This is a genomic window from Amycolatopsis sp. cmx-4-54, assembly GCF_046548895.1.
GTDB lineage: Bacteria > Actinomycetota > Actinomycetes > Mycobacteriales > Pseudonocardiaceae > Amycolatopsis.
The window spans coordinates 684758-706514 of sequence record NZ_JAEBEJ010000004.1; the positions used below are offsets into that span (position 1 = coordinate 684758).

Annotated in this window: 17 protein-coding genes; 1 reads left to right on the forward strand and 16 read right to left on the reverse strand. The window is 69.2% G+C overall.

The features are described from left to right. Positions 1 to 85: 85 nt before the first annotated feature. Positions 86 to 235, reverse strand: coding sequence for a hypothetical protein (locus ACLJQ7_RS17060; RefSeq protein ID WP_410649170.1), 150 nt, complete (start codon positions 233 to 235; stop codon positions 86 to 88). A 278-nt stretch (positions 236 to 513) separates the two neighbouring features. On the opposite strand from ACLJQ7_RS17060, the gene ACLJQ7_RS17065 reads away from it, so the two are divergent. After that, positions 514 to 690 carry a hypothetical protein gene (locus tag ACLJQ7_RS17065; protein WP_410649171.1) on the forward strand — a complete coding sequence of 59 codons (177 nt, stop codon included), beginning with the start codon at positions 514 to 516 and terminating at the stop codon, positions 688 to 690. Between the two features lie 478 nt (positions 691 to 1168). Here ACLJQ7_RS17065 and ACLJQ7_RS17070 read toward each other — a convergent pair whose 3' ends face one another. From ACLJQ7_RS17070 to ACLJQ7_RS17140, 15 genes are all read right to left on the reverse strand, one after another. Further along, complete coding sequence (locus ACLJQ7_RS17070; protein ID WP_410649172.1) at positions 1169 to 1345, reverse strand: acyl-CoA carboxylase subunit epsilon; 177 nt, start codon at positions 1343 to 1345, stop codon at positions 1169 to 1171. 26 nt (positions 1346 to 1371) lie between these two features. Then, positions 1372 to 2913: an acyl-CoA carboxylase subunit beta gene (locus ACLJQ7_RS17075; RefSeq protein WP_410649216.1), complete on the reverse strand. Its 1542-nt coding sequence runs from the start codon at positions 2911 to 2913 to the stop codon at positions 1372 to 1374. A gap of 158 nt (positions 2914 to 3071) precedes the next feature. Next, positions 3072 to 3239 carry a DUF6222 family protein gene (locus ACLJQ7_RS17080; RefSeq protein WP_410649173.1) on the reverse strand — a complete coding sequence of 56 codons (168 nt, stop codon included), beginning with the start codon at positions 3237 to 3239 and terminating at the stop codon, positions 3072 to 3074. A 184-nt stretch (positions 3240 to 3423) separates the two neighbouring features. Then, positions 3424 to 3996 carry a flavin reductase family protein gene (locus ACLJQ7_RS17085; protein WP_410649174.1) on the reverse strand — a complete coding sequence of 191 codons (573 nt, stop codon included), beginning with the start codon at positions 3994 to 3996 and terminating at the stop codon, positions 3424 to 3426. A 1-nt stretch (position 3997) separates the two neighbouring features. Beyond that, positions 3998 to 4438: an acyl-CoA thioesterase gene (locus ACLJQ7_RS17090; protein ID WP_410649175.1), complete on the reverse strand. Its 441-nt coding sequence runs from the start codon at positions 4436 to 4438 to the stop codon at positions 3998 to 4000. A 1-nt stretch (position 4439) separates the two neighbouring features. Continuing rightward, positions 4440 to 10262 carry an SDR family NAD(P)-dependent oxidoreductase gene (locus ACLJQ7_RS17095; protein WP_410649176.1) on the reverse strand — a complete coding sequence of 1941 codons (5823 nt, stop codon included), beginning with the start codon at positions 10260 to 10262 and terminating at the stop codon, positions 4440 to 4442. A 403-nt stretch (positions 10263 to 10665) separates the two neighbouring features. Continuing rightward, complete coding sequence (locus ACLJQ7_RS17100) at positions 10666 to 11619, reverse strand: carboxymuconolactone decarboxylase family protein (RefSeq protein WP_410649177.1); 954 nt, start codon at positions 11617 to 11619, stop codon at positions 10666 to 10668. Positions 11620 to 11621: 2 nt separating this feature from the next. Continuing rightward, a complete protein-coding gene (locus ACLJQ7_RS17105) occupies positions 11622 to 13274 on the reverse strand; it encodes a GMC family oxidoreductase N-terminal domain-containing protein (RefSeq protein WP_410649178.1) in 1653 nt (550 codons plus the stop codon). Beyond that, a complete protein-coding gene (locus tag ACLJQ7_RS17110; RefSeq protein WP_410649179.1) occupies positions 13271 to 13828 on the reverse strand; it encodes a DUF5987 family protein in 558 nt (185 codons plus the stop codon). Before ACLJQ7_RS17110 ends, ACLJQ7_RS17105 begins: the two co-directional genes overlap by 4 nt. 5 nt (positions 13829 to 13833) lie before the next feature. Further along, positions 13834 to 15186, reverse strand: coding sequence for a cytochrome P450 (locus tag ACLJQ7_RS17115; protein WP_410649180.1), 1353 nt, complete (start codon positions 15184 to 15186; stop codon positions 13834 to 13836). Continuing rightward, positions 15183 to 16178: an enediyne biosynthesis protein gene (locus tag ACLJQ7_RS17120; protein WP_410649181.1), complete on the reverse strand. Its 996-nt coding sequence runs from the start codon at positions 16176 to 16178 to the stop codon at positions 15183 to 15185. Before ACLJQ7_RS17120 ends, ACLJQ7_RS17115 begins: the two co-directional genes overlap by 4 nt. Then, a complete protein-coding gene (locus ACLJQ7_RS17125) occupies positions 16175 to 18139 on the reverse strand; it encodes a CRTAC1 family protein (RefSeq protein ID WP_410649182.1) in 1965 nt (654 codons plus the stop codon). Before ACLJQ7_RS17125 ends, ACLJQ7_RS17120 begins: the two co-directional genes overlap by 4 nt. Continuing rightward, positions 18136 to 19089, reverse strand: coding sequence for a DUF1702 family protein (locus tag ACLJQ7_RS17130; RefSeq protein WP_410649217.1), 954 nt, complete (start codon positions 19087 to 19089; stop codon positions 18136 to 18138). The genes ACLJQ7_RS17125 and ACLJQ7_RS17130 overlap by 4 nt, the downstream gene beginning before the upstream one ends. A gap of 160 nt (positions 19090 to 19249) precedes the next feature. After that, positions 19250 to 20152, reverse strand: a complete 903-nt coding sequence (locus ACLJQ7_RS17135; protein ID WP_410649183.1) for a helix-turn-helix transcriptional regulator — start codon at positions 20150 to 20152, stop codon at positions 19250 to 19252. Positions 20153 to 20310: 158 nt separating this feature from the next. After that, the gene (locus ACLJQ7_RS17140) at positions 20311 to 21756 is read right to left on the reverse strand and encodes a SagB family peptide dehydrogenase (RefSeq protein ID WP_410649218.1); all 1446 of its coding nucleotides are present in this window, start codon (positions 21754 to 21756) and stop codon (positions 20311 to 20313) included. Position 21757 lies beyond the last annotated feature (1 nt).

The following is a 21757-nucleotide window of genomic DNA, read 5'->3' on the forward strand; positions in this document are numbered from 1 at the left end:
CCTCCTCGTGGTCTGGTCGGTTCGCGGGCGACCTTCATGATCGCGCGCGCGATACCTGGCGGTCTTCTTAGTCCGTGCGCCGTGTCTAGTTGTAACCGAGGATGATGTGCTCGGCCGGGAAATCGTTTTCGGGGGCCCGCCTGGGCTCCGGGACGACCGCCACCGCGCCGGCCTCCGTGGCCCCGCGCGGGTCGACATCATCGGTCACGACCCAAATTCGCACCTGTGCCGTCATGACGTTCCTCCCGGCCTTCGATGAACGACTCACTTGACAACAAGGATGGACCCGTCCGATCGTGACGCGCTCGAGGACGGGCGGAGGTCTCGATGAGCAAAGGAAAAGTCGCCACCGGAGGGCTGCCGGTAGTGCCCTTGAGGTACCTCGGAACCCAGGGAGCGCACCATGACCGAACGCCTCGACCCGTACGAGATCTACGCCGACGACGAAGTCGACGTCGATTTGCTTGGCCTGTCGTGGCCCGACCCCGCGGTCCCCGAGCAACGGGATCGGCAATGAGCGCCGCGCGGCGGCAGCGGACCTGCGCGGCCTGCGGAGGACCGTTCGAGCCTGGGGAGCGAACGGATCTGGAGGCCGTGCTCGACGGAGGGATCCTCTACGTCGCGGTGCACGCCCGGCACAGTACGTACCCGCCGCGGCGGGAAATCGAGGCCGCGCGACGTCTCGCGTGATCCCGGGTAAGGCAAACGCGGCGCGGCGTGGGTGGCCGGCCGGAGGTGTCCGATCTGGGTGATATGCACGACTTCACGAGCGGGTCGTGAGTGAAAATGACCGTTCTATTGAGCCGCAAGTCGAACGTGGCGTGGACTTCGCGATGAGATGGCCACCCGGGACAACAGGGGTCCCGGACCGACTTACGGCCCGACCCCGTCGCGAAGTGTCCACAAAGGACACATCTTTCCGATCGTGCGCCCGATTGATGTAACGATGTCCGGTTCTCGCGGAGGTCGTGAGTGAAAAAGAGCGTTAGAACGACCATTGCCACTCACGACCCCACGCAAAGCACCTGAATCGGACACGAATGACCGAATTGGCGTCCTTTGTGGACAGTTAGGGTATGTCAGGTCCCGCGGGTGAGCCATCGGCTGGGAAGCACGCCAGGTTTGACTTACTCCTCAATAACCCCCTTTGTCACTCACGACCACGCCTCTAACGCAGCGTCGTGGTACGCCAGGTCGGCGCGGCGAGAGGCGACCAGGCGGAGCGGGCCGGCGCCGCGGACGGGGGCGCGGCGGAGGCCAACGCGGTGAAGACGGCGACGAGTGCCGCCAGTTCGGCGTCTCCCGGGTCCCCGTGCAGGACCCGGAAGACGGGCGCACTGTCCATTCCGGACGGTGACATGGTTCCCCCGTTCAGATCGGGTGGTTGCCGTGCTTGCGCTGGGGCGCCGCCTTTCGCTTGTCCTGCAGCATGTCCAGCGCCCTGGCGACGGCCGACCGGGTGTCCGCGGGGTCGATGATGTCGTCGACCAGCCCGCGTTCGGCCGAGTACTGCGGGTTCATGAACTCTTCGGTGTATTCGGCCACCAGGTGCGCGCGCAACGCGTCCGGATCGGGCGCGGCGGCGAGATCCTTGCGGAACAGCACGTTGACCGCGCCCTCGGCGCCCATCACGGCGATCTGGTTGGTCGGCCACGCCAGCGAGAGATCGGTCCCGATGGACCGCGAGTCCATCACGATGTACGCGCCGCCGTACGCCTTGCGCAGGATGACCTGGACGCGCGGCACGGTCGCCTCGCAGTAGGCGTGCAGCAGCTGCGCCCCGTGCCGGATGATCCCCGAGTGCTCCTGCTCGACCCCCGGCAGGAAACCCGGAACGTCCACGAGGGTCACCAGCGGGATGCTGAATGCGTCGCAGAACCGCACGAACCGCGCCGCCTTCTGCGACGCCGGGCCGTCGAGTACGCCGGCGAACACCACCGGCTGGTTGCCGACCAGGCCGACCACCCGCCCGTCGATCCGCGCGAGCGCGCACAGCACGTTGCCCGCCCATCGCTCGTGCAATTCGAAGAACTCGCCGTCGTCGGCCAGTTCCGCGAACACGTCGCGCATGTCGTACGGCTTGTTCGGCTCCACCGGGACGAGTTCGGCGAACCTGGGCCGCCGGTCCGTCCCCGCGTCCTGCGACGGTTCGCGGGGCGCGGGCTCCAGGTAGTTCGACGGCAGCAGCGAAACCAGATAACGGACGTCGGCGAGGCAGCTCTCCTCGTCGTCGTGCACCACGGTCGCCACGCCGGACGACGCGCCGTGCACGTCCGCGCCCCCCAGTTCGTCGTGGCTGACCCGCTCCCCGGTCACGGTCTCGACGACGTCCGGCCCGGTCAGGTACATGCGGGCGGTGTCGCGCACCATGAACACGAAATCCGCGAGCGCGGGCGAATACGCCGCCCCGCCCGCGCACGGCCCCAGCACCACGCTGATCTGCGGGATGACGCCGGACGCCTCGACCTGGCGGCGGAAGATGCGGCCGTAGCCGTCGAGCGCCATGACGCCTTCCTGGATCCGCGCTCCCCCGCTGTCGTTGAGTCCGATCAGCGGCGAACCGGTGGCGATCGCCAGATCCATCACCTTGTGGATCTTCGCCGCGTGCGCCTCGCCGAGCGAACCGCCGAAGACGGTGAAGTCCTGCGCGTAGACGAACACCCGCCGTCCGTCGATGGTGCCCGAGCCGGCGACGACGCCGTCGGTGTACGGCCGGTTCTCCGCCAGCCCGAGCCCATTCGCCTGATGCCGGCGATACAGCTCGACCTCGGTGAAGGAACCCTCGTCCAGCAGCAGATCCAGCCGTTCGCGCGCGGTGTGCTTGCCGAGCGAGTGCTGCCGTCGGACACCGTCGAGCCGTCCTTCGACGATGTGCTCACGGAGTTCGTCGCGCTGGGCGCGCAGCAACGGCATCGTCGGTTGCGGTGGGTGCACCGGTTCGGTGCCGCGGGCGAGCGGGATCACCCGCCCGTCGCCCGCCCTCGGGATCCGGGAGCGCCGCAGCCGGTCCTCCGGCAGCGGCACCACCTCGGAGTCCTCCGTGCGCTGAGCACCCGGATCACCTTGCAGGGTCACGCCGCGTCCCGTAGCCGGGCATCGCGCTCGAGTTCGTCAAGCTCGATCTCGCGCACGATGTCGCGCCAGCACACCCCCCGCCCGAGGCGGGGCATCGTGGTCACCACCGGCGGCCGTTCGGCCGTGGGCGCCGGGGCGGGCGGGGTCGATTCGTTGATGGTCATGACCTTTTCCTCTCTGGTTGTGGTTGCCATCGGAAGTCCTTCGGGGGTATTCGGCGGATCCAGGTTTCCGCTGGGCGTGCGGCCGCGAGGTCCTCGTACCGGTGCTGTACTCGGGCCTTGCGGCCGTGCGTCCAGCGGGGAGCCGGGCCGCCGAGACCCCTGGAGGACTTCCGATGGTGGCCACTCAGGCCGATGCCCGGATCCGGCCGTCGATCTGGTGGTAGCCGCCGCCGTAGAAGACCAGCGAGTCCTGCGCGGTGCCGCGGCTGGCGGCGACCACCTTGCCGAGGAAGATCGAGTGGTCACCGCCCTCGTAGACCTCGGCGAGCTCGCATTCCAGCCACGCCAGCGCGCCGTCGAGCAGCGGGGCGCCGGTCTGCGGCCCGGCCGTCCAGTCCACCGAGTCGAACTGGGCGAGCCCGGCCGGGCGGCGCCAGTCGGCGAAGTACTTCGCCAGTTCCCTCTGGTCCGACGCCAGCACCGTGACCGCGTACGAACCCGCCGTCACGATCGCCTCGTGCATCCGTGCCGCGCGGGAAACGCAGCACAGCACCATCGGCGGCTCCAGCGACACGGAGGTGACGGCGTTGGCCGTCATCCCGTGGGCCCGTTCGCCCCCGGCGGTCAGCACGGTGACCCCGGTGGCGAACTGGCCCATCACCTCCCGCAGCCCGGCCTGCGCGGACAACCGGCGGCGCGCGGCGGGCGACGGCAGCCGTTTCAGCACGGGCCGCGAAGGCTCGTCCAGCGTGCCCACGTCATTCCCCCTTGCCGTCGACCGCGTACGGGGCCAGCGCCTCACGCAGCTGCTCTGGCACCCGGCTGGGCACCGTGGCCGTGTTCGGGCCGCGCATGCACGCGATCCGCTGACGCCCGCGGGCCACCAGCCGCTCGCCGTCGGCGGTGAGGTGGACGTAGTCGAAGGTGAACTGGACCTGGGTCTGGGTCAGCTCCTCCAGCCGCAGCCGGATGGACAGCTCGTCGAACGCGGTGATCTCCGCGTAGAACTCGCAATCCACCTTGAGCGTGAAGAGCTTGAGGTCGTCGCGGACCTCCTCCAGTACCGCGGGCGCCTTGTCCTTCAGGAACATTTCGCGGCACCGGCCCTGCCAGCGCACGTAGTTCACGTAGTAGACGTTGCCCACCAGGTTGGTCTCTTCGAACCCGACGGTATGCAGGATCTCGTAGTAGTCGGCCATGTCAGTTCTCCTCTCCCTGGAGCACCGCGAAGACGACGGGATCGGGCCGGTCGTTGACGGTCGTCACCCAGGTGGCGATGCGGGCACCGCCGTGGGAAAGCACCGCCCAGCCGTCCGGGTCGACCCGGTGCACGGTGAGCGCCTGGGTCATGTCCCCGGTCTTGCGCACGCATTCCAGCGCGCTCCAGACCCTGGTGTGCGCGACCGAAAGCGGCTCGCGGGCGTCCGCGGCGATCAGTTCGCCCACCGAAAGCAGATCCTCACCGAGCAGCCCGGCCCAGTCTTCGGGCGTGCGTTCGATCGCGGTTTCGACGTCGCACGCGACCCGGCCGTCACCCGCGATGGCGAGGGTGAGGTTGGCGCTGTGCGACGCGCTCACCTCGACCCCGTCGGCCTCCGGTTTCCCGTCCGGGCGGTAGCGGATCTCGAGCGGGAAGTCGACGGCGCGGCCGGCGGCCAGTGCCGTCTGGGCCCGGCGTTCCGGCGTGGTCTCCACGGAAACGCCCACCGGGTCCGGTTCGACGACGATCGCACGGGACGAGCCGAGCAACCGTTCCACGGAACGCTCCAAATAGGACCCGAGCATCGACGGGACCCAAGGTCCTTCGCCGTCACGTTTGCGCACCGCCCGCAGCTTCAGCCCTTCCCACCGCTCGACCAGCTTCCCGTCCGGGTTGCGGACGTCGAGGTCGTAGAGGTAGCTGTCGCCGTCCTGCGAACGCTCGCGGGCGTCGAGGAGCACGTACTCCGGGTGCTGCTCGCCGGGTTCGGCGAGGTACAGCCGCTCGATCCCTTGCGGCAGCAGCGTCGCGTCCGGGACACAGCACTGGATCGCGTGCATCATCGCGTCGCGGGTTCCGGGGTCGGCCAGCAGCTTCTCCTGCGGGAGGAACGGCGCGAACCAGTCGACCTCGGCGCCGGTCGCGATCTCCGCGACCGCGTGTCGCGCGCTGGCCCGCCGGTATCCGGTGACCCGCTGGAATCGCTTGCCCTGGAACAGGACCGTGCCGTACAGCTCGGTCGTCGGGTCGACCGGGACGGGCGGCAGCGCGACGTCGCGGGCGACAGTCTCGCCGAGCGGATCCGGCCGGGAGAACCGCAGCCGGGCCCGGAAGTGGTCGGCGCTGAACCCGGTCTCCCCGCTGCGCAGCACCACGTCCACCGTTTCGGCGTCCCTGGCCAGCGCGGCGAGCCGGACCGTGGTCGACCCGCCCGGCGAGACGATGATCGGGCGCAGGAACTCGACGTCGGAGAACACCGGCGCCGGCAGCGTTTCCGCGCCGAGGGCGGCCTTCGCGACCTGGGTCATCGCCTCCATGCCGATCACCGCCGGGAACAGCAGCTGACCGTCGAGCAGGTGGTCGGCCAGATACGGGTCGCTGCCCGCGGACAGGTCGGCCTCGGTGATCAGCTCGACCCCCGGGTAGTGCACGACGGCCCGGTCGACGAAGCGGGTCAGCGGCAGTTCGCGCTTCTCCACCGGCAGCGTGGCCAGCCCTCCGGTCCGGCCGCAGACGACCAGCACCGACGGGGCGGTCGGATCGCCGACGACCTGGCGGAGGATCTCGATCCCCTCCTCGGTCGGGATGGGGGTGATGCCGTCGCGCATCAGAGCGCTGACGACACCGAGCTTCTCGCCCATGCCCGTACCGGACCAGACCGACCATTCGAGGGCGATCGCCCTGGCCTGGGGGTGCTCCTGGCCGAAGCGCACGGTCAGTTCGGTCATCCAGTCGTTGGCCGTGGCGTAGTGCGCCTCACCGCGCAGGCCCGCCCGTCCGATGATGCTGCCGAAGGTCACCAGCAGCTTGATCTTGTCCTTGTCGACGGCGTCGAGGACGGCGTTGAGGCCGCCGATCTTCGGGGCCAGCGTCTTGCGGAAGCTCTCCTCGGTCAAGGAGAACAGCGCGGCGGGCTCGTTGCGGCCCGCGCCGTGCAGCACCGCGGTGACCGGGCCGAACTCGGCCTGCACGCGGCCGACCGCGTCGGCCACCTGACGGGCGTCGGTGACGTCGGCGCGTTCGTAGCGGTAGGTGATCCCCGCCGCCGCCATCCGGCCGAGGTTCTCCGACAGTTCGGCGTCGTCGGCCGGGTCGCTCCGGCCGAGCAGCGCCAGTTTCGCGCCGGAGTCCTTGGCCAGCGCCAACGCGCTCTCGGCGGTGATGCCCTTGCCGCCACCCGTGACGAGCAGGACGTCGCCGGTCCCCAGCGGGGTCCCTTCGGCCTCGGCCGGGGTCAGGGCGGCGAGCTTCGGCACCGTCCGGATCCCGGCGGCGTCGTAGCGGACTTCGCTGAAGTCGTTGGTAGCCGCCACTTCGGCGACCACGGTGGACACCGCGGCTTCGACGGCCTCGGGGTCGACCGGGCCGACGTCGGCGAGATCGACGATCGTGGTGCGGGCCGACGGGTCCTCCAGCCGCAGCGTCTTCGCCAGGCCGGAGGCACCGAGGCCGTGCTGCACCACGACGAAGCGCGTGCCGTTGGGCGCGGCCAGCACGGCGCGGCCCGCGTCGAGGAACAGGCCGACGTCGCCGGAACCGCTGTCGGAGTTCAGGCAGAGGAGGACACCGTCGCCGACACCCGCGGTGGCCAAAGCCACGCGCAGCGGCTCCGCCAGCGGATGCCCGTCCGGCGCGAACGCCGACCACTCGGCGGTGGACAGACCCGGCGTGAGGTCGGGTGACGGCTTCGGCGCGACGACGTACTCGACCCCGAACGGCCGGACCCACGGTCCGACGCCGGCGACCTCGGCCTGGTTGCTGTCGGCGGGTTTGGCGGTCTGGGCGAGTTCGTCGATCATCTCGGCGAGTTCGCCGAGACAGACGGTCGCGAAGTTCGGCATTCCCTCCAGCGCGGGACGGCCGAGCGCCCGGGTCACGTCGTTGACGAGCTGACCGACCGTGATCGACGAAAGGTGCAGGTCGTCGAGCGGATGCGTGTCGGCGGTGACCGCGTCGAGCGGCAGTTCGACCCGCTCGGAAGCGAGCTTGCGCAACAGGTCGAGGGTGCTGCTGCCACCGCTTTCCGAAGCCGTTCCGGCCGGGGCAGGCGCGGCGGGGTCGGCGACCCGGTCGCGGGTCAGGTCGGCACCGATGGACGGCGCGGCCTCACACGGGCTGGCGAGGAACGAGAACTTCCCGTCCTCCGGCAGGGTCCGCACGATCCGGCCGTCGAACAGCGCGGAGGTCTCCAGCGGCGCGCCGAACGCGAACGCGGCGCCGGCGACCCTCAGCAACGCGGCCAGTTTCGGGCTGTCGGTGTCGATCGCGAGCACCGGCGTGCCGGGCGCGATCTCCCCGAACAGGCCGGTGAGCACGTGGCCGGGGCCGACCTCGATCACCAGGTCGCTGCGCTCGGCGACCTTCGCGGCCGCCTCACGGAAGCGGACCGGCAGGACCACCTGGTCGCGCAGCAGATCGCGCAGGTTCTCGGCGGCGTGCAGGACGTCACCGGTCACCGTCGAGACGACGGGGCGGTCGAGCCTGGCGAAGTCGAACGCGGCGAGTTCCTCGGTCATCGCCTCGGCGGCCGGGACGACCGCCGGCGAGTGGAACGCGTGCGAGACGTTGATGCGGGTGGCGGTGACACCCTCCGCGCGGGCACGGGCGACCACCCGGTCGATCGCCTCCGACGGTCCGGAAAGGACGGTCTGCTCGGGTGCGTTGTAGCCCGCGATGACGACGTCTTCGCCCTCGGCGAACCGCTCGGCGACCCCGGGCCCGGCGGCGATCCCCGCCATGGCGCCGTTCCCGTCGCTCGCGGTCGCCATCACCTTGCCGCGGATCTTGGCCAGCTTGAGAACCTCGCGTTCGGTGAGCGCGCCACCCCAGTGCAGGGCGGTGAGTTCACCGAGGCTGTGGCCGGCGACCGTCTGCGCCTCGATGCCGAGGCTCTTCAGGACGCGGAGACCGGCGAGCGAACCGGTGACGATGCGCGGTTGCGCGACCTCGGTGGCGACCTGGTCGGCGCTGGTCGAAAGACCCGCCGCGCGGTAGACGTCGTCGGCGTGGGCGAAGCGCTTGCGCAGCGCGCCGACCGTGCCGCGCCCGGAACCCTGGCCGGGGAACAGGAAACCGATCTTCGGGTTCTTGACGCGAGAGCCGGCGAAGATGCCGTCGCCGGTGGAGAAGACCTCCGGCTCCCCCTCGCCGAGAAGGTCGAGCAGCTTGGCCAGCTTGCGCTCAGCGTCCTCGGGATTGGTCGCGACGATCGCCGCGCGGACCGGTTTCTCGGACAGTTCCGCGGATAGTGTGGCCGCGAGATCGCCGAGCTCGGCCAGCGAGAGCTTCGGCACGACTTCGAGCAGACCGGTCAGCCTGCCGCGCAGCGAAGCGGCGTCGTCGGCGTCGAGGAGCAGCAGTTCGCTGTCCTGCCGTCCGGCGACCAGCGAGCGGGTCCGCTCGTCGAGGTCCTTGCGCCGGGCCGCGCCCGGTGCCTCGGTGACGGTGACGTGCGAGTTGATACCGCCGAAGCCCATCGCCGAAACACCCGCGCGGACCGGGTGGTCCGCGGGCCACAGCCCGGCCTCGGTCGGGACGTACATCCGCGCGGAGTCGCCGACCAGCGACTCGTGCGGCTCGAAGTGGCCGGTCGCGGGCGGGATGACCTGGTGGTACACCGCCAGCGTCGCCTTGATCAGCCCGGCGACACCGGCCGCGGCCTTGGTGTGGCCGATGTTGCCCTTGATCGTGCTCAGCGCGGCGCGGTCGGCGAGCGGGTCGGCGTCGCGGCGAGCGGTGGAGAGCGCCTCGATCTCGGTGGCGTCGCCCAGCGCGGTCCCGGTGCCGTGACCCTCGAAGTAGGAGACGGTCTCGACGCCGTAGCCCGCCTTGTCGTAGGCCCTCTTGAGCGCGAGCCGGTGACCCGACGCTTCGGGCCGGGTGATGCCGCCCTTGCCGTCGGAGGAGATGCCCCAGCCGCCGATGCTGGCGTAGATCCGCTTGCCCTGCGCGATCGCGTCCTCTTCGCGCATCAGCACGAGCATGCCGGAACCCTCACCGGGCCAGAACCCGTTGGAATCGGCGTCGTAGACCTTCATCTCCCGCTTGGCGAGCGCGCCGGTCTTGGCGAAACCGATCACCTCGAACGGGTCGATCGACAAGTCGACACCGCCCGCGATGGCGACGTCGAGGTCGCCCTCGGACAGCGCGTTCGCCGCCGTCACCACGGAAAGCAGCGACGACGAGCAGGCGCCGTCCACGGTGAACCCGCCGCCGCCGAAGTCGAAGAAGTTGCAGACGCGGCCGGCGATCGTGTTCGCCAGCCCGCCCGCGAGCGAGTCCTCGTCGATCTCCGGGAACGGCGCCTTGTACTGCGCCTCGAGGTCGTGGAGGAACGCCGCGGTGTCACTCTCGGCCCACCCACGCTCGGCGAGCGCGGCAGCGACCGTGCGGCGCACGTACGGCCAGCGCAGCCGCATGATGTTGGCGCGCGAGAACTCACCGGTGAGGCTGTTGCCGATGACCACGCCGGTGGCGGACCGCGGCAGCCCCTCGCCCTCGGGGAACCCCGCGTCCAGCAGCGCCTGCGCGGCGACGTCGAGCGCCAGCCAGTGCGTGGTGTCGGTCGAACGGAACGTGCTGCCCGCGACCTTGTACTTGATCCGGTCGAACTCGTAGTCGCGGAGGACCGCGGCCTTCTGGGCGTAGAAACGGTCCGGCGCCTCGGGATCGGGCGAGTAGTAGTCCTCGCGGTTCATCCGCTCGTCGGGCAGCCTCCGGAACGCCCTGCGGCCGGCGAGGACGTTCTCCCACAGTTCTTCCGGGGAACCGGCGTCCGGGTATCGGAGACCGATACCGACAATCGAAATCCGCTCAACGCTCATGCCACCGCACTCCCCTAGCTCTCAAGACTCAAGTCACGGAATCCGGTCCCGGCGCCGGGTTCTGTCCCCAGAACCTCGGCCGCCGTCCGTTCGCGCAGTCCGGTCAAGCATGAACCGGCGACGGGTGCGAAGTCTTCTCTCTGGTTGTTGACCGGATCGGTCATCCGGCCGAGTGATCCGGGTCAGGGCACGTTTGGGACGCGGTTTTGGGCGCTCTACGCGGCTTTACGACCGGGTCATGAGTGGTAATGGTCGTTCTAACGCTCATTACCACTCACGACCCCCGCGAGGCCTTCTTTCCCGGCGACCAGCGGCACCGAGCCAATCCCAACGACGTTGCGAAAGCCACTTTCGCAACGTTGAACGTTGGGAAAGTGGCTTTCGCAACTCCGAACGCGCCGCCTCACCGACCAAGCAACGGCGCGACCGAAACAACACGAGCGGCGGCCGCGAAACTCGCCCACCCCACCAGCTCGATCAGCTCTCGATCGGCCAGTCCCGCGGCCGCGATCAGAGCGTCGTCGACCTGATACGGCGCCTTCGCGACCACCAAGGCCAGCCGGACCCCGAGATCGTCGAAGGCATCCACCCAAGACCGGCTCAGTCCAGGCGACGAACCGTCCCAAGTGGACAGTTCTCGTTCCACGACCTCCCGTACGGCCGAAGGCACCGGCAGTGCGGCGAACGCCGACGAAGCACGGGAGAACGCGTCCGCGACCACAGGATTACCGTTGGCCCAGCCGAAATCCCCCGACCCCGGAGGCAGCAGGTCCAACGACTCCCCCGGCGAAGCACCCTCCACCGGACGAAGGAACCGCCCCAGAACCGCTTTGGCCTTGGCACGCGCCGAATCCGGCACGGACGAAGGCAACGGCGACGGCGCGAGGAACACGCTCACCACCCGGTTCAGGTAGTGGAACGCGAACGCGACCGCCGTCAGCTCCGCACGGGCACCCGCGGACAACGATCCCGCACGAGGGTCGGTCACCGGGCGCCCTTCGGCGATCGCCGACGCCACCGATGAGCGCCCGAGCGAGTCCAGCGCCATCCCGTGGACCTCGACACAGTACGGACATGAGTTCCCTCGCGACACCAGCGTCGCGACGACCTCCCGGTCCGCCCGGCTCGTTTCTCCCTTCGCCACCAGCGATTCCCGCAGCATCACCCAGCTCGCCGCGAGCACCGCCGGCGACGGCGAATGCAGCGCCACCGGCGGGGCCAGTATGCCGAAGTCACGTTCCAGCCGGCCGTAGACGTCGCGCACGAGTCCGGTCGCCCGGCCGAAGGGCACCGGCCGGACGTACCGGACTTCGCGCAATGCCCGCCGCAGCGCGAGCCTCACCAGCGCAGGTGCCATGGTCAGTTCCCGGCCACCAGCGACAGCTTGCCGACGGCGCGCCGCCCGGTGATGGAGCCGTCCGGGGCGGGAGCGCCATAGGTGACGTCGACGCCGCGTGCCTGGAGCGCCCGCACGATGCCCGGCACCGAACGCTCGGCCAGCGCCGCGATCGTCATCGCCGGGTTCACCGTCAGCGCGCCCGGCACGGAGGCGCTGTCGGTCACGAAGATCCCGGGGTGATCGCGGAGTTCGTGGTTCGGGTGCAGCGCCGAGGTCTTCGGGTCGTCACCGATCCGGCACGACGCCAGCGGGTGCACGGTGTACGCGCCGACGACGTCGTTGGTCCACGGCGACACCTTCGCCAGGCCGTCCTTTTCGAGGATCTCCTTGCACTCCGCGTCGGCCAGCGCCCAGCCGTGCCGCGTGTTCGGCGTCGGGTCGTACTTCAGCGGACCGCGGCCGAGCATCTGCTGCGAGATGCGGTAGGCGTTGCCGGTGGGCGGCGGCGCGCCGAAGACACCCTCGTTGTCGTCCTCGGTCATCAGGAAGATGGTCAGCCAGGAGGCCCACTTCTTGAGGATCTCCTTTTTCTCCACCCCGAACCAGCGTGGCTCGTCCCCGTCCGGGACCTGCGCGAGAATCGTGCCGAGCCCCGGCGGGAAGTACAGCTGCTCCAGCGAGTACCGCTCGTACTCCGGCAGCGAACCGTCGAGTTTGTCCCAGTTCGCCACGGTCGGGCCCTTGCCGATGTGGTTGGCCTCGTAGACCTTCCCGTCCTCACGGGACAGTCCGAGCACCTCGCGGACCCGCTCCTCGTTGATGATCGCGGTGTTGAGCCGCTCACCGTTGCCCGAGAAGTACCGGCCGACCCCGTGCGGCATGGTGCCCAGCGCCGCCTCCGAACGCTGCAGGATCACCGGGGTCGCGCCGGCGCCCGCGGCGATGATGACGATCTTCGCGTCGATCGTCCCGCTGCCGGACTGGAGCCGGTAGTCCTCGTCGTCGACGATGTTGAAGTGCACGCGGTAGTCGCCGTCGTCGATCCGCTCGATCCGCTGGACCTCGTGCAGCGGCCGGATCTTCGCGCCGTGCGCGAGCGCGGCGGGCAGATAGTTGGTCAACAGCGAGCGTTTCGCGTCGAACCGGCAGCCGGCCATCATGAAGTTGCAGTTCACGCACCGGTCGTTGTCCACCGCGACCGGCGCCGGGTTGGCGGTCCGGCCGGAGTGGTCGCAGAACGCCGCCCACAGCCCACCGGCGTACGAGACGTCGTTCCAGTCCTGTTTGGACACCGGCAGCGATTCGGAAACCCGGTCGTACCAAGGCTCCAGCGAGTCCCGCGTGATCTCCGAAGGCCACATGCGGCGGCCGATGCTGCCGTGGCGCTCGAACACGAACTTCGGCGCGCGCGGCATCGCGGCGAAGTACACCACGCTGCCGCCGCCGACGCAGTTCCCGCCGAGCACGCTCATCCCGTCACCGACGACGAAGTCGAAAGCCCGGGTGTAGGACGAGCCGAGCAGATAGTCGTGCTCGAAGTCCTTCGTCTCCAGCCAGGGCCCGCGTTCCAGCACGGTGACCTTCGCCCCGCCCGCGGCCAAGTGGTAGGCGGGGATGGAGCCACCGAACCCGCTGCCGACGATGACGACGTCGGTCTTGTCGTAGGCAGTCATGCGGGGCTCCCGGAAGGTGTCGTGTCGGGGTGGAGCCGCGCCAGCTCGCGGCGATAGGAGAACTTCGGGAACCGCCACAGCCCGTCTTCGTCCGGCGCGGTGTACCCCATCGCCAGCAGGCCGGGGTGTCCCTCGGCGATGGCTTCAGCGGTGTGCTTGTGCGCCGCGCTGTCGAAGGACATGTTGCAGAACAAGGCGAGGCTCACCCAGCCGTCCTTCTCCGGATGCCCCGGCGTGGTCAGCGACCGCACGAGCCCCGTCCGGTGCTCGAAGGACAACGCGACGAACGGCGGCAGCGACTCGTCCAGGGTGAGGTCGTGCTCCTTGGCGTAGCCCTTCGCGTGTTCGTTGAGGGACTGCGCCAGATACGGCAGCCCGACGGTCACCCCGGTCGCGTCGGTGTGCAGCAATTCGAGCGCACCCGCCACGACCGCGCCCGGCCCCTCCGCCGCGCCGGCGATCGCGTGGTCGCCGGGGAACCGCTTCTCCCCCGGCAGGATCGTGTCCGCGTAGGCCTCCAAAGTGGACACCTTGACCTGTTCGTCCGAATCCATGGAACCTACCTCCTGTTCCTGGTGTGCACGGTCATCGGCAGCCCGCCCCGCACCCGCAGCGAGAGCATCGCCTCGGGCACCACGTCGTAGCCGGGGAGCTTCCTGAGTTCGAAGTCGCGCAGGACCATCGTCAGCACGAAGACGGCCTCCATCACGCCGAGGCTGTTGCCGATGCAGAATCGCGGCCCGGCGCCGAACGGGATGTAGGCGTAGCGGGGCCGCCCGCTCGGCCGGTCCGGATCGAACCGGTCCGGGTCGAACTTCTCCGGCTCCGGCCAGAACGCCGGATGCCGGTGCAGCGTGTAGGGCACGACGACGACGTCGGATCCGGCGGGGACGTGATAGCCGCCGATCTCGTCGTCGGCCTGCGCCACCCGCGGCAGCAGCCACACCGGCGGATACAGCCGCATGACCTCTTCGACCACCCTCGCCGTGTACGGCAACCGGTGCAGGTCGTCGTGTGTCGGCAACTGGTCGCCCAGTACCGCGTCGGCCTCGGCACGCAGTTTCGCCGCGATCTCGGGATGCTCGTCGAGCAGATGGAACGCCCAGCCCAGCGTGCTCGCCGTCGTCTCGTGCCCGGCCAGCAGCAGGGTGATCAGTTCGTCCCGCATCTGCTCGCGGGTCCCGTCGGTCGCGATGAGGCGGGAGAGCACGTCCTCGCCGCCTTCGACCGGGTTGGCCAGCCGCTGCTCGACGAGTTCCTCGGCGATCCGGCGGAGGTCGGCCCGCGATTCCCGGAACCGCAGTTGTTTCTTCAGCGGTGCCCACTGCGGGACCATGCTCAGCGTCACCGCTTCGAACATCGCCTGGTCCTGCACGGCTTCGAAGGAGTGCCCCAGCGAGGTGAATCCGCCGAGGTCCGCGTCGAGCAGGGTCTTGCCGAGCACACCGAGGGTCAGCCCGGTCATCTCGTGCAGGATCTCCACCGGTCCTTCGGTGTCCCGCAAGCGTTTCAAGAGGCCTTCGACCTCGTTCGCGACGACCGAGGCCTGCCGCGCGATCCGCTTGGGCTGGAACACCGGCTGGATGGTCCGGCGCTGCTTCTTCCAGACGTCGCCGTCACTGGTGAGCAACCCGTCGCCGAGTGCCCGTCTCGCCTCCTGGAGGCCGATTCCCTTGTGGTAGTTGGCCGCGTTGTCCGCGAGCACGTGTTTCGCCAGGTCGGGGTGGTTCACCAGGTACATCGTCTTGGGACCGATCGCGATCCGGACGACGTCCCCGTGCGCCTCCGCCGAATCCGACATGAGCGCCAGCCGGTCGGTGAAAAGCTTCTTCAGCAGACCGAAGGTCGCTCGGCGCGGCGGGCCGGGCGGCGCGAGACGCGCCGCCCGGCTGGTTTCCGCACTGGAGGTCATGCCGCCACGGCCCCGGTTTCCGTCTCCGGCTTCTCGGCCGGCTTGGGCAGGGACGTGACTTCGGCCGACTTCGCCTGCTCGGCCTCCCACTTCTCGGTGGCCTTCTTGGAGAAGTGCAGCCCCCACAGGAACCCGCCGCGGATGAGGCAGACCAGCGCGGTGGCGAGGAACAGGCCGTAGGCCACGTGCACGACCATGAAGAACCCGTAGGCGATCGCCACCCCCGAACCGAACAGGACCTGCGACGCGGGCTTCGACGGGGTCGTGCCCGGGTCGGTGACCATGTAGTTCGTGTAGAGCACGAACGCCACCCCGGTCATCATCCCCAGCGCGCCGGGGATGGCGGTGTCGAACATCCACCCACGGATGATCGCCTGGAGCGCGAAGGTGATCAGCCAGGCGCCGATCAGCCACATCCGCTGCGTCAGCATCGCGTTGAGGACGGTGCCCGACACGATGATGATGCCGACGATCAGCCAGCCGACCCACGAGTCGACCTGCTCGGTGAAGTGATACGGCGGCGCGATGCTCGCCCAGGGGAACACCAGCAGGATGATCGTGATGCCGAAGTTCGACGGGTTCATGTAGTGCCGCAACCGGCCGCGCACCGGGGCCTGCAGGACCCACTTGGCGCCGACGGCGACGACGACGCCGAACATCATGACCAGGACCTGGTCGTTGACGTAGGTGAGCATGTTCAGCGCGAGACCGGTGATATGCGCCGGGAACAGGAACTCCACGAGCCCCTTGAAACCGTTGCCGCGGAAGCGGACGCCCCGGCCCTGTGTCCGGGCGCCGATGATCTCCAGCAGGATTTCCGTGGCGTAGGCCGTGGCCAGCGCGATGAACGGATAGGTGTAGGGCTGCTCGAAACCGAGCACGGTGTAGCCGATGATGTTGAAGACGGTGATCGAGATCGCGAACCGGCGAAGGGCCGTGATCGTCTTGTTGCTCTTGGGTGCGGTGAGTGTCTGCTCAGCCATGACGGTCATTTCTCCTTAGCCTGAGCGCCGAGCTGGAAGGTGTGGCTGCCCGGGGTCAGCTGGACTTCCTGCGTGCGGATCTGCCCGGTCAGGTCGCGCCACTGCAGGCAGACCTTCACCGGCCCGGTGACCTTGCCGAGTCCGATCTGGATCTCGTGGCTGCGTTTGCCGGAGTGGCCGCTGCCGCCGTCGACCCGGTCCATGTACTTCTTGCCATCGGGGGTGATGACGGTGACCTGCGCGCCGATCGCCGCGGTGCCGGCCGCCTTGAGCGGGCCGTCCGCCGAAGCCTTGTCGTGCACCAGCTTCAGGTTCAGGTAGGACCCGGCGTCGGGGCTGACGTTGCGGTAGAAGATCGGCTGCTCCCACTGGCGGGCCACGGCGAAGTCGAGCTTGCCGTCGCCGTCGGCGTCACCGGTGGCGATACCGCGGGTGGGCACCGGGACCGCGAGCCCGAGGCGCGGGGCGAGGTCGGTGTAGCGGCCGTCGGCGCTCTTGGCCCAGAAGTGCAGGGTGTGGTCGCCACCGACGTCGTCACCGGCCACCATGTTCGGCCAGAAGGACGGGTGCTTCAGCAGTTCGTCGTTCGAGGTCGCCAGTTCCTGCAGCTGCGGCCAGCGGTTGACGTCGCCCTTGACGAAGCCGGTCGCCTGCGTGATCACCGATTCGCCGCTGTTGTTGTAGTCGGCGATCTTGACGTCCCAGCCCCAGCCGGACCACGCGGTGCCCGCCTGTGCGCTGCGGTCGACCCACGGCGCCTCGCCACCCTGCAGACGGCCGCGCAGATCCGCGGTGTCCTTGGCGGTGTTCATGAACTGGAAGTGGCTTTCCTCGATCCCCCAGGACGTCGTGATGTTGCTGACGTACAGGTCGTAGAGACCGTCGTGGTCGAGGTCGCCGAAGTCGACGCCCATGCCCTTGAAGGAGTCGTTGCCGATCACCTTGGACTTCGGCTCGTTGGGCCCGCGAACACCCTTCACCTCGGCGAATTCGACGTGGCCGGGGCGGGACTTGTTGTACAGCAGGCGGTCGTGGCCGAAGTCGTTGCCGATGTAGAGTTCCGGCAGGTTGTCCCCGTCGACGTCGGTCGCGCTGGCCGCCAGCGACCAGCCGCCCTGCGCGTCCGCCGGGATGGCCTTGTCGTCGCAGACGAACGTGGCCGTCGGCTTGGCCCCCTGGGTGGCCCCGGTAAAGCGGAAGATGTACTTGCCGCCGGCGTTGTCGGCGTGCGACATCGACTTGTTCATCTCGACCCCGCCCTGGACGCGGTCGTCCAGCACCGCGCTGTCGGGGAAGTAGTTGCCGATGAAGATGTCCTGGTGGCCGTCGCCGTCGAAGTCACCGACCGAGGCGGCGTTGGTGTTCCACAGTGGACCGGAGTACTCGCCGTTCTTGGAGTTGTTGCCCGGCACCAGTTCCACCGGCTCGTAGGCCTTCGGCTCCAGTTTCGTGGCGCCCGGCTTCGAGAGGAACAGGATCGGGGTGCGGCCCCAGTAGTAGGCCAGCAGGTCGACCCGGCCGTCCTCGTTGTAGTCCGCGGGCACGCAGCCCATGGGCGCGATGTACTTGCCCATCGGCAGCGGCGCCGCGTCGAGCGCGAACGGCGCGTAGCGGTCGCCGCCCTTGCCCGGCGTCGGGGTGATGACGACCTGGTCGCTGCGCGGGTCGACGAAGCACAGGTCGTTCGCGAGCTTGTCGCCGTCGAGGTCGTTGACCGCGATCGCGGCACCCACCGACGAGATCCAGGCCCGGATGTGCTCGTAGTCCTTGTTCACCGTCCGGATCGACTGGCTCTTCGCCGCTTCCGGCAAGGCGATCGTGAGTGGTTCGAACGCGTACTTCGAGGCCATCGTGTCGGCCTCGGCGGTCGAAACAGCGGGCAGCTGCGCCACCACGAACAGACCCGCCATCAGCACCAACGCCACGATGCCCGCAAGCTGCTTGCGGAGCCAGCCCAAGGTCGCGGTCATTTCCCTGCACCTCCAGAAAGAATCGCTTCGGCGATGCGCTGTCGCCAGGTTTCGAATGCCGGGAGTTCGCCGTCGACCACGGTCGCGGGGCGCACCTCCTGGGTGATGGCCGCGGCCCGCTCGGCCGGCAGCCCGCAGATCGCCTGCGTGGCGACCTCGGTCTCGGGGATCAGCAGCCCGGCGCGGACGCGGGCCTCGGCGGCGAAAGCACTGCCCTGGGCGAGGTTCCCGCGGTGTTCACCGGCGAACTCGGCCAGCTTCAGCAGTTCGTCGGAGGTGACACCGCACGCGTAGGTCGAGGCGAGCCCGACTCCGGCGTAGAGGTCTCCGTGGCGCCGCTCCGGGAAGCGCGCGATCGCGTCGGTGACCAGATCGACGTCGGTACCGCAGATGAACCACAGCGCCCGCCCGATGCCCTGGTCGATCGCCCGCAGCGAGTACCCGTCGTTGCCGGGCGGCCAGGAGAAGGCGGGGTCCTGGAACTGCCCGTCGATGTACTTCGCCGTCTTGAAGTACGCCTGGTGGAAGCCGTAGCCGTCGAGCACCAGCCAGCGCAGCAACGGGTCGAAGTCCTCGGCGGAGGGCCAGCGGAAGCGCGGCAGCCGCGCCATCGCCCAGCCGACGCCGACGTAGATGATGTAGTCGTGCTTCTCACCGGGCCCGTCGAGGAACCCCGCGATATGCCGTCGACCACCGCCCGGCAGCCCGTCCAGCATTCCGTAACCCATTCCCGCGCCTTCGTAGGCGAAGCCGCGGTATTTCACCGGAATACGTTCGAGCCATTCTTCCGCCTGCTCGGTGGAACGCGCTTCGACCGCGTGCGCGTAACCGAGCAGGAATTTCTCACCGACGGTCTCCAGCAATTCTTGAGCGGCCGGGCTCTTCTTGTGGAAACCGCGCTTTTCCAGTGACGTCTCGGAGACGTCCGGCGTGATCATGCGACGTCTGATCGTGCGCCAACCATTGCCCAACGCACTCTCCCCCTATCGGGTGGATTCGAATTCTGGGATCACTTAAAGCGTCACATGCGTGGTGATAGCCCAGCTACTCCACGGTTGCGTCCGCGTTCTCCCGGTTTGCGAGACCGGGAGAACGCGGGAACATCTTCGCTCAGGCCACCGCGCGCAGGTACCCGGGCGCCGGCGTGACCATCCGGTTCCCGGCCGACGACGGGCCACCGGCGAGGGTGATCGCCATCGGCGCGTCGGTCGGGAGCGGGGCGCGCATCGGCATCCGGAGGTGGACCATGCCGTACGGGGTGATGTCGACGCGGCCGGGCATCGTGCCGACGGAGAACGAGGACGCCGCGGTACCGGCGGCGTGCTCGGCCACCCCGATGACGGTCCACCGGCCCTCGGGGACGTTCTGGATCTCGATGTCCGCCGACAGGACGTTCGCCCTGCCGCCGAAGGCGACCGGGCCGCACTGCGGGATCGACTCGGCGAACAGTCCGATGAGGACGGTCGCCGGGCCTGCCCCGCGCGGGGTCTCGACCCGCACGCTGATCGTGCCGGTACCGCTGCGCATCGTGGGGCTGCCCATTCCGGCGCTGTGCAACGCATCCAGCGTCGGAAGCCGCTGGAAATGCGGGGCCAGCGCCACGAGCAGTTCGCCGACCTCGGGGTCGCGGTACTGGGTCGGGGTCATCCCGACCGCACGGGTGAAGCGGCTCGTGAACGTGCCGACACTGCTGTAGCCGACGCTGCACACGATGTCCGACACCGTCAGCGATGTCGTCAGCAGCAGTCGTTTCGCTTCGAAGAGCCGGATCGCGGTGAGGTAGCGGCCGGGGGTGACGCCGGTCGCCTTCGCGAAGATCCGCGAGAAATGGAACGGGCTGACGAAGACTTCCTGTGCCAGATCGCTCAAGGTGATCGGGTCGAAATACCTCGCGTGCATCGCGGAAATGGCCTGCAGCACCGCGGGTTGCAAGGGGGATGCCGGCTCAGGGTGCCGACCGGGTTCGGTGACGCCTTTCTCGTTCGCCGCCATGGCGACTGTTCGTAGCTGCATCAGACCAACCTCGGATTCGCTGTCGCTTTTCTCTGTACGCCAGCTAACGCGTCGGTGATTTCAGCGGGCTCGACGAGCGATCGAGATGGGTCCTGCGGCGTTGTCCGAACTTGCGCGATCGGTGGACGGTCGGGCCGGTGGCCCGACCGGCTCCGGCCTCAAACCGGGAAATCGAGCACGCATTCACCGACGCCGACCTCGGCGGGCCAGTCGAGTTTGAGCGCGCGGTCGACGCGGTCGCCGGCGTCCACCGGAACGGCGTGCGCGGCCAATCCCATGGCGCGGGCGACGAGGTAGAGCGTCTGCTGCAACGCGCCGACATGCGCCAGCGTCGTGGCGTACGCGCCGCCACCGAGCACCGACGCCATCCGCGGCATCCGCGCGGTGACGGTGATCAGCGCCGAGGGCCGCCGATGGTTGCCGCCGCCGATCATCGCGATGTCGAGCATCTCGTCGAGATCGGCGGCGTCGTCGTTGACCAGGCTGAGCCGATGGCCCAGCGGATCGTAGTGGTAGATCCCGCGGTCCAGCCCCGAACAGCGGTTCACCGACACGTACAGCTCGAGTTCGTACAGGCAGGCGACACTGAAATACGGCCGTTGCGAGGCAGTGTGCGCGGGCCCGTTCGGGAGATGCGCGGGGCCGATCGACCGGATGCGCGCGCCGCGGTACAGGAACTCGCCGATCTGCTCGGCCGACAGCACGCTTTCGGTGAACTCGGGGCAGCTGTGGTCGTTCTCCAGCAACGCCGTCAGCGTCGGATCGGTCTCGGCGCGGTCGGCGAGGTCGGGCCGGAACAGCGAGTAGCTCGGGCCTTCGCCGGTGGGGGCCTTGACCACCGGCGGATTCCCGAGCCCGGCGAGGTCGGCCGGGCCGCCGGGCCGCCAGGTCCGGCTCGTGGTGTGGAACGACAGCTCGTCCGGGGACCACACGCCCAGTTCGGGATCTTCGTCCTCGGCGAACCTGCCGTTCTCCCCGGCGGCCTGGACGACGCCCGCGGCGACCAGGTAGGACACGATCCCGCCGACCACGCCGCGATCGATCCCGGTCGTGGTCGCGAGTTCTCCGACCGACTTCGCCGTCGCGAGGGTCGCCGCGACGTGCACCGCCCACGGTTGCGACAGCACGACGCGGTAGCGCGCGGACGGCGACTCCAGCCCCATCCCCTCGGCGTCGGAACGCAGGGAACTGAAGCGGGACAACCGGATCGGCCGCGTGGCGGGGATCTCCACCGGCGCGAACACCGGCGCGAGCACGACCGGGATCACCGACAGCAGCGGGCCGCGGCCGTCGGCGAGACCGAGCGAGCGCACCACGGAACCGCCGAGTTCCTTGAGCACCTGCCGCAGCACGTCGGCGCCTTCGGCCGTCCAGCTCAGTTCGCTTTCGAGATCGGGCTCCCGTTCGACGGGCTCCCACGAAGACGTCACGTTCGCCAGCGACACCGGCCCCAAGGCCATCCGCCGCAACGATTCCACCACCAGAGGTTCCGCGTGCGGGAATTCGTGCTCGCCCCAGCGCGTGACGACCACCAGTGAGCCGTCCTCACTGATCTCGACGAGGCTGTCGTCGGTGAGCGACCACAGGGGGATCGTTTCGGCCACA

Bases quoted from the DNA above. Each gene is read 5' to 3' on its own strand.
- ACLJQ7_RS17060 (WP_410649170.1), bottom strand. From the start codon at position 235: ATGACGGCACAGGTGCGAATTTGGGTCGTGACCGATGATGTCGACCCG.
- ACLJQ7_RS17065 (WP_410649171.1), top strand. From the start codon at position 514: ATGAGCGCCGCGCGGCGGCAGCGGACCTGCGCGGCCTGCGGAGGACCG.
- ACLJQ7_RS17070 (WP_410649172.1), bottom strand. From the start codon at position 1,345: ATGGACAGTGCGCCCGTCTTCCGGGTCCTGCACGGGGACCCGGGAGAC.
- ACLJQ7_RS17075 (WP_410649216.1), bottom strand. From the start codon at position 2,913: ATGCCGTTGCTGCGCGCCCAGCGCGACGAACTCCGTGAGCACATCGTC.
- ACLJQ7_RS17080 (WP_410649173.1), bottom strand. From the start codon at position 3,239: ATGACCATCAACGAATCGACCCCGCCCGCCCCGGCGCCCACGGCCGAA.
- ACLJQ7_RS17090 (WP_410649175.1), bottom strand. From the start codon at position 4,438: ATGGCCGACTACTACGAGATCCTGCATACCGTCGGGTTCGAAGAGACC.
- ACLJQ7_RS17095 (WP_410649176.1), bottom strand. From the start codon at position 10,262: ATGAGCGTTGAGCGGATTTCGATTGTCGGTATCGGTCTCCGATACCCG.
- ACLJQ7_RS17100 (WP_410649177.1), bottom strand. From the start codon at position 11,619: ATGGCACCTGCGCTGGTGAGGCTCGCGCTGCGGCGGGCATTGCGCGAA.
- ACLJQ7_RS17105 (WP_410649178.1), bottom strand. From the start codon at position 13,274: ATGACTGCCTACGACAAGACCGACGTCGTCATCGTCGGCAGCGGGTTC.
- ACLJQ7_RS17110 (WP_410649179.1), bottom strand. From the start codon at position 13,828: ATGGATTCGGACGAACAGGTCAAGGTGTCCACTTTGGAGGCCTACGCG.
- ACLJQ7_RS17115 (WP_410649180.1), bottom strand. From the start codon at position 15,186: ATGACCTCCAGTGCGGAAACCAGCCGGGCGGCGCGTCTCGCGCCGCCC.
- ACLJQ7_RS17120 (WP_410649181.1), bottom strand. From the start codon at position 16,178: ATGACCGTCATGGCTGAGCAGACACTCACCGCACCCAAGAGCAACAAG.
- ACLJQ7_RS17125 (WP_410649182.1), bottom strand. From the start codon at position 18,139: ATGACCGCGACCTTGGGCTGGCTCCGCAAGCAGCTTGCGGGCATCGTG.
- ACLJQ7_RS17135 (WP_410649183.1), bottom strand. From the start codon at position 20,152: ATGCAGCTACGAACAGTCGCCATGGCGGCGAACGAGAAAGGCGTCACC.